8 protein-coding genes are annotated in these 9,517 nt (G+C 70.0%); 6 read left to right on the forward strand and 2 right to left on the reverse strand.

Annotated elements, in window-relative coordinates; translation table 11 throughout:
• The first annotated feature begins 32 nt into the window (after positions 1-32).
• From MWU75_RS02390 to MWU75_RS02400, 3 genes are all read left to right on the forward strand, one after another.
• Positions 33-1,406 carry a hypothetical protein gene (locus MWU75_RS02390; protein WP_247087951.1) on the forward strand — a complete coding sequence of 458 codons (1,374 nt, stop codon included), beginning with the start codon at positions 33-35 and terminating at the stop codon, positions 1,404-1,406.
• A 65-nt stretch (positions 1,407-1,471) separates the two neighbouring features.
• Positions 1,472-3,169: an ATP-binding cassette domain-containing protein gene (locus MWU75_RS02395; RefSeq protein WP_247087952.1), complete on the forward strand. Its 1,698-nt coding sequence runs from the start codon at positions 1,472-1,474 to the stop codon at positions 3,167-3,169.
• A gap of 136 nt (positions 3,170-3,305) precedes the next feature.
• Positions 3,306-5,750: an alpha-amylase family glycosyl hydrolase gene (locus tag MWU75_RS02400; RefSeq protein WP_247087953.1), complete on the forward strand. Its 2,445-nt coding sequence runs from the start codon at positions 3,306-3,308 to the stop codon at positions 5,748-5,750.
• Here the strand turns inward: MWU75_RS02400 and MWU75_RS02405 are convergent.
• Positions 5,747-6,670: an AEC family transporter gene (locus MWU75_RS02405; RefSeq protein ID WP_247087954.1), complete on the reverse strand. Its 924-nt coding sequence runs from the start codon at positions 6,668-6,670 to the stop codon at positions 5,747-5,749. The two genes, MWU75_RS02400 and MWU75_RS02405, sit on opposite strands and share 4 nt — an antisense overlap.
• A 226-nt stretch (positions 6,671-6,896) precedes the next feature.
• Here MWU75_RS02405 and MWU75_RS02410 point away from each other — a divergent pair, with 226 nt between their 5' ends.
• On the forward strand, positions 6,897-7,328 hold the full coding sequence (locus MWU75_RS02410; protein ID WP_247087955.1) for an OsmC family peroxiredoxin: 432 nt from the start codon (positions 6,897-6,899) through the stop codon (positions 7,326-7,328).
• A gap of 284 nt (positions 7,329-7,612) precedes the next feature.
• Here MWU75_RS02410 and MWU75_RS02415 read toward each other — a convergent pair whose 3' ends face one another.
• Positions 7,613-8,188, reverse strand: coding sequence for a helix-turn-helix domain-containing protein (locus MWU75_RS02415; RefSeq protein ID WP_247087956.1), 576 nt, complete (start codon positions 8,186-8,188; stop codon positions 7,613-7,615).
• Between the two features lie 192 nt (positions 8,189-8,380).
• Between MWU75_RS02415 and rplM the strand changes: the two genes are divergently transcribed.
• Entirely contained in the window at positions 8,381-8,824 is a 444-nt protein-coding gene (gene rplM / locus MWU75_RS02420) for a 50S ribosomal protein L13 (protein ID WP_247087957.1), read from the forward strand.
• A gap of 7 nt (positions 8,825-8,831) precedes the next feature.
• Positions 8,832-9,341, forward strand: a complete 510-nt coding sequence (gene rpsI, locus MWU75_RS02425; RefSeq protein ID WP_247087958.1) for a 30S ribosomal protein S9 — start codon at positions 8,832-8,834, stop codon at positions 9,339-9,341.
• The last annotated feature ends 176 nt before the right edge of the window (positions 9,342-9,517 follow it).

Raw genomic sequence — 9,517 nt, forward strand, 5'->3', positions numbered from 1 at the left:
GGGCGGCCTGCTCACCCAGGAAAGGGATCACGATGTTCACCAAAGGACTCACCAGGGGGCTCCAGGCCACGGTGCTGGCCGCCGCGCTCCTCGCGGTGCCCGCCGTCGCCGCGGTCGCCGCGGACTCGGGGACCGACCTTGAGGTCGACGAGATCGCCACCAGCGACAATGTCGAGCACCTCGCCAACATCGCACCGCAGGGAGCCTTCGCGGACTCCTACGGCACCGACATGGCCTTCCAGGGTGACCTGGCCTACGTGGGCAACTACAACGGCTTCACGGTCTACGACATCTCCGAGCCGGAGTCCCCGGAGACCGTGAGCCAGGTGCTCTGCCCGGGCGGGCAGGCCGACCTGAGCATCCACGGCGACCTGCTCTTCCTTTCCGTGGACGCCTCGCGCTCCGACGACTCCTGCCAGAGCGAGTCGCTGAGCGCGAGCGAGAAGGACGCCTGGGAGGGCATGCGGATCTTCGACGTGAGCGACCCCGCCAACCCGGAGTACGTCGCGGCCGTCGAGACCAACTGTGGGTCTCACACCCACACGATGATCCCGTCGAAGAACGGCAAGAACGTCTACCTCTACGTCAGCAGCTACGGGCCCCGCGCCACCTACCCGGACTGCCAGCCACCGCACGACCTGATCTCGATCATCGACGTGCCGGTCAACTCTCCGGAGGACGCGGCGGTCGTGGCGACCCCCAACCTCTTCGCCGACGACGACGGTGGCTATGCCAACACCAGCGGCTGCCACGACATCACGGCCTACCCGAAGCGCAACATCGCGGCCGGCGCCTGCATGGGTGACGGCATCCTGCTGGACATCGCCCAGCCCCTGAAGCCCAAGGTGATCGAGCGGGTCCGGGACACCGAGAACTTCGCCTTCTGGCACTCCGCCACGTTCAACCAGCAGGCCAAGAAGGTCGTCTTCACCGACGAGCTGGGCGGCGGTGGCGCGGCCACCTGCAACGAGGCGGTCGGGCCGAACCGCGGCGCCAACGCGATTTACGACCTGCGCGGACGGTCCCTGATCTTCCAGTCGTACTACAAGATCGACCGGCACCAGTTCAACACCGAGAACTGCGTGGCGCACAACGGCTCACTGATCCCGGTCAACGGCAAGGACCTGATGGTTCAGGCGTGGTACCAGGGCGGCGCCTCCGTGTGGGACTTCACCGACTCGAGCAACCCGCACGAGATCGGCTTCTTCGAGCGCGGTCCGATCTCCGACGAGAACCTGATCCTGGGCGGGTCCTGGTCGGCGTACTACTACAACGGCTACATCTACTCCTCGGACATCACCAAGGGCTTCGACGTGCTGCGCATCGACGACCCCCGGACTGACCCGGGAGCCAGGGTCGTCCTGGACGAGCTGAACCCGCAGACCCAGCCCAACTACCGCGGGTGAGCGGCTAGCCGTCGCCGCACGGCAAACGGTTTGAGATGGCCCACGGCCCCACGGACAATGGGGCCGTGGGTCATCTTGAGGTCAACGGAGTCAGCTACGCCCTCCCCGACGGGCGGCCCCTGCTGAACGACGTGTCGCTCCGGGTGGGGGAGGGCGCCAAGGTGGCCCTCGTCGGCCCCAACGGCACCGGCAAGACCACCTTGCTGCGACTCCTCGCCGGTGACCTCGTGGCCAGGTCCGGGTCGGTGTCCCGCAGCGGCGGGCTGGGGGTGATGAGCCAGTTCATCGGCACGATGGGGCGCAGCAGCACCGACGAGCCCCCGACCGTCCGAGACCTCCTGGTCTCGGTGTCGCCGCCCGAGGTCCGCAAGGCCGCGCAGGCCCTGGACCGGGCGGAGTATGCCGTGATGACCGTGGACGATGAGCCGGCCCAGATGGCCTATGCCCAGGCCCTGGTCGACTGGGCGGACGTCGGTGGCTACGACTCCGAGACGTTGTGGGACGTGTGCACGGTCAGCGCACTGGGAGTCCCGTTCGAGCAGGCCCAGTGGCGGACGACCGACACCTTGTCCGGTGGTGAGCAGAAGCGGCTGGCGCTGGAGGCGCTGCTGCGCGGCCCCGACGAGGTGCTGCTGCTGGACGAGCCGGACAACTACCTGGACGTCCCCGGCAAGCAGTGGCTGGAGGGGGAGCTGCGCGAGTCGCCCAAGACGGTCCTCTTCGTCAGCCACGACCGCGAGCTGCTCTCCAACGCGGCCACCCGGGTCGCGACCCTCGAGCCGGGGTCCGCCGGTGCCTCACTGTGGGTGCATCCGGGCAGTTTCGCCACGTGGCACGACGCACGGGTGGAGCGCAACGCCCGCCTGGAGGAGCAGCGCAGGCGTTGGGACGAGGAGCACACCAAGCTGCGCGAGCTGATGCTCATGTACAAGCAGAAGGCGTCCTACAACGCCGATATGGCCAGCCAGTACCAGGCGGCGAAGACCCGGCTGCGCCGCTTCGAGGAGGCCGGTCCGCCCGAGGCGGTGGCCATCGCCCAGCACGTCACCATGCGCCTGCAGGGCGGCCGGACCGCCAAGCGGGCCGTCATCTGTGAGGGTCTGGAGCTCACCGGGCTCATGCACCCCTTCGACCTGGAGGTCTGGTACGGCGAGCGCGTCGCCGTGCTCGGCAGCAACGGCTCCGGCAAGTCCCACTTCCTGCGACTTCTCGCCGCGGGCGGCTCCGACCCGGAGGTCGAGCACCGCCCCGTCGGAGACGTGGCACCAGACCCCGTGGCGCACACCGGTGTCGCCCGGCTCGGCTCGCGCGTGCGACCCGGCTGGTTCGTGCAGACGCACGACCACCCAGCCCTGGTGGGTCGCACGCTGCTCGAGATCCTGCACCGCGGCGACGAGCACCGGCGTGGACGGCCGCGCGACGAGGCGGCCCGCGTGCTCGACCGCTACGAGCTGGCGCGGTCGGGGGAGCAGACCTTCGACTCCCTCTCCGGAGGCCAGCAGGCACGCTTCCAGATCCTGCTCCTTGAGCTGTCCGGCGCCACGCTGCTGCTGCTCGACGAGCCGACCGACAACCTCGACCTGCACTCGGCGGAGGCCCTGGAGATCGGCCTGGAGGCCTTCGACGGCACGGTGCTCGCGGTCACCCATGACCGCTGGTTCACCCGCGGCTTCGACCGCTTCCTGGTCTTCGGCGCGGACGGCCAGGTCCGGGAGACGACCGAGCCGGTCTGGGACGAGGGACGGGTGGTGCGCGAGCGCTGAGCACCGGTTCGCGCCGTCGTAGCTCTCGGGACGGGCATCAACTCCTCGTCGCGACTATGTCCTGCGCTGCCAGGGTCAGAACCCTGCGGGTGCAGGACACAGCAGCTGATTCACCGACTCACGGCATACTGCCCGCATGAAACGCCGCACCGCCCTGGTCGCCACCGGCGCGCTCGCCGCACTGGTCGTGGCCGGGATCGTCCTGCCGCCGGTGCTCGGCGGTGACCGGACCACGGCGGGGAACGACCCCGTGGCGACCAGCGCTCAAGGGGAGGGCGGGGCGGCGACAGTCGCGGATGCGGTCCCCGATCACATCGAGGCCCTCGCGCTCGACGCGCTCCGCGGCCCGCTGACCCGGGAGCAGTTCTACTTCGTCCTCCCCGACCGGTTCGCCAACGGCGACCCGACCAACGACACGGCGGGGCTCGACGGCGACCGCCTCGTGCACGGTTTCGACCCCACCGACACCGGCTTCTACCACGGCGGTGACCTGGCCGGGCTGACCGAGCGGCTGGACTACCTCGAGGGGCTGGGCACCACGGCGATCTGGCTCACCCCGGTGATGACCAACCAGTGGGTTCAGGGCGAGGTGGGGCAGGAGAGCGCGGCCTACCACGGCTACTGGATCACCGACTTCACCACCGTCGACCCGCACCTGGGCACTGAGGAGGACCTCGCCGCGCTGGTCGAGGCGGCGCACGAGCGCGACATGCTGGTCTTCCTCGACATCATCACCAACCACACCGCCGACGTCATCGACTACGAGGAGGGGGAGCACTCCTACCGGCCGATGGGCGAGGACCCCTACACCCCGGTCGTCGCGCCGGAGGACCAGGACCTCAAGGTGCCCGCCTGGCTCAACGACCCCGCGCGCTACCACAACCGCGGCAACAGCACGTTCGAGGGCGAGTCCTCCCTCCTCGGCGACTTCTTCGGGCTGGACGACCTGGCCACGGAGCAGCCGGAGGTGGTCGAGGGGATGATCGACATCTACACCTCCTGGATCGACACCGGCGTCGACGGCTTCCGGATCGACACCACCAAGCACGTCAACCTGGAGTTCTGGACGGAGTTCGGGCCCGCGATGCTGGAGCACGCCGCGGCGCAGGGCAATGACGACTTCTTCATGTTCGGCGAGGTCTACGACGCCAACCCGATCGTCATGAGCACCTACTCCACGGCCGGCCGGCTCCCCGCGACCCTGGACTTCGGCTTCCAGGCCCGCGCCACGGCATACTCCCGGGGCGAGTCCGCCGCCGCCCTGGCGAGCCTCTTCGCCGGCGACGACTGGTACACCGACGCCGACTCCAACGCCTACGCCCTGCCGACCTTCCTGGGCAACCACGACATGGGCCGCTTCTCCCGCTTCCTCGGCGGGCCCGCCATAGTCCACGGCGACCTGCCCGAGCGGGTCGCCTTCGGGCACACCCTGATGTTCCTGACCCGCGGCCAACCGGTCGTCTACTACGGCGACGAGCAGGGGCTGATCGGGCGGGGTGGTGACAAGGACGCCCGCCAGGACCTCTTCGCGACCCAGGTCGAGCAGTATGCCGAGGAGGACGTGGTCTTCGACGACCCCGGGGCGCGGGACCGGTATGACACCGAGGCCCCGCTCTACCGGCACATCGCCGAGCTGTCCGCGCTCCGCGAGGCGCACCCGGCGCTCGCGGACGGCGCGCAGATCCCGCGGTTCGCGGCCGACGGCCCGGGCGTCTTCGCCGTCAGTCGGCTGCTTCCGCAGGACGGCATCGAGTATGTCGTCGCCCTCAACAACGACGTCGAGCCGGCTGTCGCGAGCTTTGCGACCTATGCGGCGGACGCCGAGTTCGAGCCGGTCTACGGCACGGAGGAGGGCATCACCTCCGACGCCGCGGGCCAGGTCACGGTGCAGGTGCCCCCGCTGTCCGCCGTGGTCTACCGCAGCGTCGAGTCGGTCGCGCAGCCGTCGTCGCTGCGGGTCGCGATGGGCACCGCGGGCGAGCTAACCGGTCGCGCGGAGATCTCCGCCTCCGTCGCCGAGGCCGAAGCCGAAGCCGAAGCCGGGGGCAGTATGCCGTTCGCCCAGGTCACCTTCGCCGTCCGGCCCGTGGGGAGCGAGGCTGAGTGGCAGGTGCTCGGCACCGACGATGCTCCGCCATTCCGGGTCTACGCCGACGCCGCGGCGCTGCCCGAGGGCGAGGTCGAGCTCATCGCCGTGGCCAAGCCGCTGGCGGGGGAGGTGGCCTTCGCGACCTCCACCGCGACGGTGGTGCCGCCGGCCGCCCCACCGGCCGCGGGGGAGCCGGCGCAGGTCACCCTGCCCGGGTCCTTCAACGCCGCGCTGGGCTGCCCGGCCGACTGGGACCCCTCGTGTGCCCAGGCGGCGATGGCGTATGACGAGGCGTCCGGCACGTGGACCGCGACCCTCGACTTGCCGGCCGGTGAGTACCAGTTCAAGGTCGCGGTCGGTGGGAGCTGGGAGGAGAACTACGGAGCCGGTGGAGCCCGCGACGGTGCCAACATCGCGCTCCCCCATGACGGGGGCATGGTCCTGTTCACCTACGACAGCCGGACGCACGAGGTGACGGCTGAAGGCGTTTAGCCCACACCCATCCAGGTGACCACCAGCAGCATGGCTGGCATGGCCAGGAACGTCGTGGCGAACACGCTGTCCCGCGCGAGGTTCTCCCCACGACGGTAGGCCACGGCCAGGATGAAGACGTTCTGGGCGGTCGGCAGCGAGGCCATCACGACGGCACCGAGCACCTCGGCCGTGGAGAGCCCGAGGACGGGACCGGCGACCAGCCACGTGACTGCGGGCATGACCCCGAGCTTGAGCAGCACCATGGCGCCCAGCTCGGCGAGGTTGTTGCGGCCCCGGGGCACGGGCGAGAGCCGCAACGAGATGCCGAAGGCCAGCAGCATGCCGGGGATCGCGAGGCCGGCGATGAGGTCGATCGGTGCCCGCACCATCTCGGGCAGCTGGATCCCGGAGACGGCCACGACGAGGCCGAGCAGACTGCCGATGGTCAGCGGGTTGGTGAACGGTGAGAGCAGCAGCCGACGCCTCGACACCCTGCCCTGTCCGGTGGCGTCGAGTGCCGCCAGCCACATCGGCTGCAGGAAGAGCAGCTGCATGAGCAGGATGGGGGCCGCCCACGAGGCGTTCCCCAGGACATAGACCGCGATCGGCACCCCGAGGTTGTTGGAGTTGACATAGCTGACGGCCATCCCGCCCATCACCGCGTGGGACAGCGGCCGGCGCAGCACCACGCGGGCATAGAGCAGGTAGAGCCCGGCGGTCACCAGCACCCCGGCGACCGTGGCGATCAGGAACCCGGAGAAGAGGACGCTGACGTCGGCGTCCGCGACGACCAGGAAGAGTAGCGACGGGGAGCCGACCCAGAAGGTGAGGCGCGCCAGCATCTGCTGTCCCTCGCGGCCGAACAGGCCGGTGTGCGCGATGAGCCAACCGACCGCGATGACGACCGCGATCAGCCAGAACCCCTGCAGGACAGCCACCACGCTGAGCCATTATCCGCGCCCGCCCGACCGCCCGGCGCTATGTCCTGCACCTACGGGCCGTGGACCCTGGCAGTGCAGGACAGAAGCGCGGATGAGCCGGAGAAGAATCCGCGGAGCTGGACTGTGGTGCGCGCGGCCGGAGATGACCGTGCTGACCACACGCGTTACGGTGCAAGGGAGGGGCCCGCTGCCCGCGGAGCCCACCCGAGACGAGGAGCCTCCCATGCCCAACCCTGTTGTCAGCAAGGCCAGCACCACCTGGAACGGTGACCTGTTCACCGGCAAGGGCAGCACGTCGCTGGACAGCTCCGGTGCCGCCACCTTCCCGGTCGAGTGGAACGCCCGCGCCGAGGGGTCGGACACCACGACCACCCCCGAGGAGCTGCTCGCCGCGGCGCACGCCACCTGCTTCTCCATGGCGTTCTCCAACGAGCTGAAGAAGAACGACACGCCGCCCACGGAGGTGCGCACCACCGCGGAGGTCACGTTCGTGGCGGGCACCGGCATCACCGGCATCGCGCTGACGATGACCGCGACCGTCGAGGGCATCGACGACGCGACCTTCCAGAAGATCGCCGAAGGCGCCCGGGAGAACTGCCCCGTGAGCCAGGCGCTGAAGGCCGTCGACATCACCCTGGACGCTACGCTCGCCTGACCGAACCACTGCCCAGGGCGCCGCGGCGGACGGGGGACACCGACGCCGGGACGCTGACGGTGCCGGCCCGCACCGTCGCCGTCTTCATGGAGGGCTGAGCAGGCCATGGCCCGGCAGCGTCGCCAGAACCACGGCCCCTCGGCCTCCCCGGCCCCGGTGGCGATGCCCATCACGACGAACCGTCCGCCTCTCCCGGAGCACCGACAGGCCGAGCTCCACGGTCTCCGGGCGGCCGAGCCGCGCCACGACTGACAAGCCTGGTTGCGGCCGCCCCGCAGCTCGGGTCAAGGGGTCGGGTCGACGGGCAGCGCGCAGGTGTAGACCGACACGCGCTTGGCCTGCGGGTTGCCCTGACCCAGCCGGCGGTAGCGCTCCAGCACCTCGACGAGCTCCTCGCGCAGCGCCGTCATCTGCTCCGCGGACACCAGGACCAGGTGGTCCTCGAGGCCGAGGACGGACTGCCACGGAGTCGGCCAGTCGGCCCGCGAGCCCAGCCAGGCGCCAGCCCGGTCGGTGAAGTGCTCCAGGTAGTCACGGGCCAGCCAGTCCGCCGCCGCCAGGTCGTCGGGGTCGTCCGGGTCAGCATCGAGTATGCCGGCACTCGCCTCGGGCGTGCCGGTCGCCACCGCGCGCCAGACCCGGCGGCGGCCGGTGCCCTCTGCGGTGTCCTCGATCAGACCCACCTCGGCCAGCTGGCGCAGGTGGTAGCTCGTGGCTCCGGTGTTGGTCTCGAGGGCGGCGGCCAGCTCGGTGGCCGTCGCGGCCCCGTGCACCCGCAGCTCGGCGAGCAGCCGGCTGCGGAGCGGGTGGGCCAGCACCCGCAGTGCGGTGCGGCCGGAGGACGAGGTGCGTTCCGACATACTGCCAGTATGCACACTCTCTGTGCACACTTCTTATGGATGAGCCGTCTCCGGGAGGGCGAAACATCCGCTGACCTGCGGGTTCGTCGGATTTGAAGCGATCGGCGACGGTCCCGTAAACTTGAGGACTGTTGCCGATCCACGATCAGGTGGGTGCGGCTCAAGCCATTCCCACGAACACGAGGGTTACACGTGCGTACCTACACACCCAAGGCCAGCGAGATCACCCGCGCCTGGCACGTTATCGACGCCACGGACGTCGTGCTGGGCCGCCTCGCGTCCCAGGCCGCGATCCTGCTCCGCGGCAAGCACAAGGCCACCTACGCGCCCCACGTTGACACCGGTGACTTCGTCATCATCATCAACGCCGAGAAGGTCGCGCTGACCGGCTCCAAGCTGGAGCAGAAGAAGGCCTACCGCCACTCCGGCTACCCCGGTGGCCTGCGGGCGGTCGGCTACGAGCAGCTGCTCGAGCAGCACCCGACCCGCGCGGTCGAGAAGGCCATCCGCGGCATGATCCCCAAGAACTCGCTGGGCCGCCAGCAGCTGTCCAAGCTCAAGGTCTACGCCGGCGACACGCACCCGCACGCCGCGCAGAAGCCGGTCCCGTTCGAAATCTCGCAGGTTGCGCAGTAAGGAAACCGTGACAGACATGACTGTGAACAACACCGAGACCGAGGTCGACGAGGTCGAGCTGACCGAGTACACCTCCGAGTCCGAGGGCCCCGTCGGCGAGGCCGCCGCTGCCCGTCGTCCCTCCGCGTCGGCCCCCGGCGCCGGCACCGGCCGCCGCAAGCAGGCCGTCGCCCGCGTCCGCATCGTGCCCGGCACCGGCGAGTGGAAGATCAACGGCAAGAGCCTTGAGGACTACTTCCCCAACAAGGTCCACCAGCAGATCGTCAACGAGCCGCTGACCGTGCTCGAGCTCGACGGCGCCTACGACGTGCTCGTGCGCGTCCACGGCGGTGGCCCCTCCGGCCAGGCCGGCGCCGTCCGCCTGGGCGTTGCCCGCTCGCTCAACGGCGTGGACGCCGAGCTGAACCGCCCGGCCCTGAAGAAGGCCGGCCTGCTCACCCGGGACGCCCGCGTCCCCGAGCGCAAGAAGGCTGGTCTGAAGAAGGCCCGCAAGGCGCCGCAGTACAGCAAGCGCTGATCCGGCTCGCTGGATCGCAGCGACCGACTCGAGGGCCCCGACCGGCACGTTCTGGTCGGGGCCCTCGCCGTGGCCTAGTCTGTGTCGGCGGGTGCAGACAGGTCAGTGCCCAGGAACTCACCTGGCATGCGCCAGTGTGCGCGGGGCCCAGGTGCCCAGGATTTTGCGAAGGAGTA

This window comes from Ornithinimicrobium sp. F0845, from assembly GCF_023015765.1.
Classification (GTDB): Bacteria; Actinomycetota; Actinomycetes; order Actinomycetales; family Dermatophilaceae; genus Ornithinicoccus.

Excerpts from the sequence above, each read along its gene's own strand:
- MWU75_RS02390 (WP_247087951.1), top strand. The coding sequence starts at position 33 with ATGTTCACCAAAGGACTCACCAGGGGGCTCCAGGCCACGGTGCTGGCC.
- MWU75_RS02400 (WP_247087953.1), top strand. The coding sequence starts at position 3,306 with ATGAAACGCCGCACCGCCCTGGTCGCCACCGGCGCGCTCGCCGCACTG.
- MWU75_RS02410 (WP_247087955.1), top strand. The coding sequence starts at position 6,897 with ATGCCCAACCCTGTTGTCAGCAAGGCCAGCACCACCTGGAACGGTGAC.
- MWU75_RS02415 (WP_247087956.1), bottom strand. The coding sequence starts at position 8,188 with ATGTCGGAACGCACCTCGTCCTCCGGCCGCACCGCACTGCGGGTGCTG.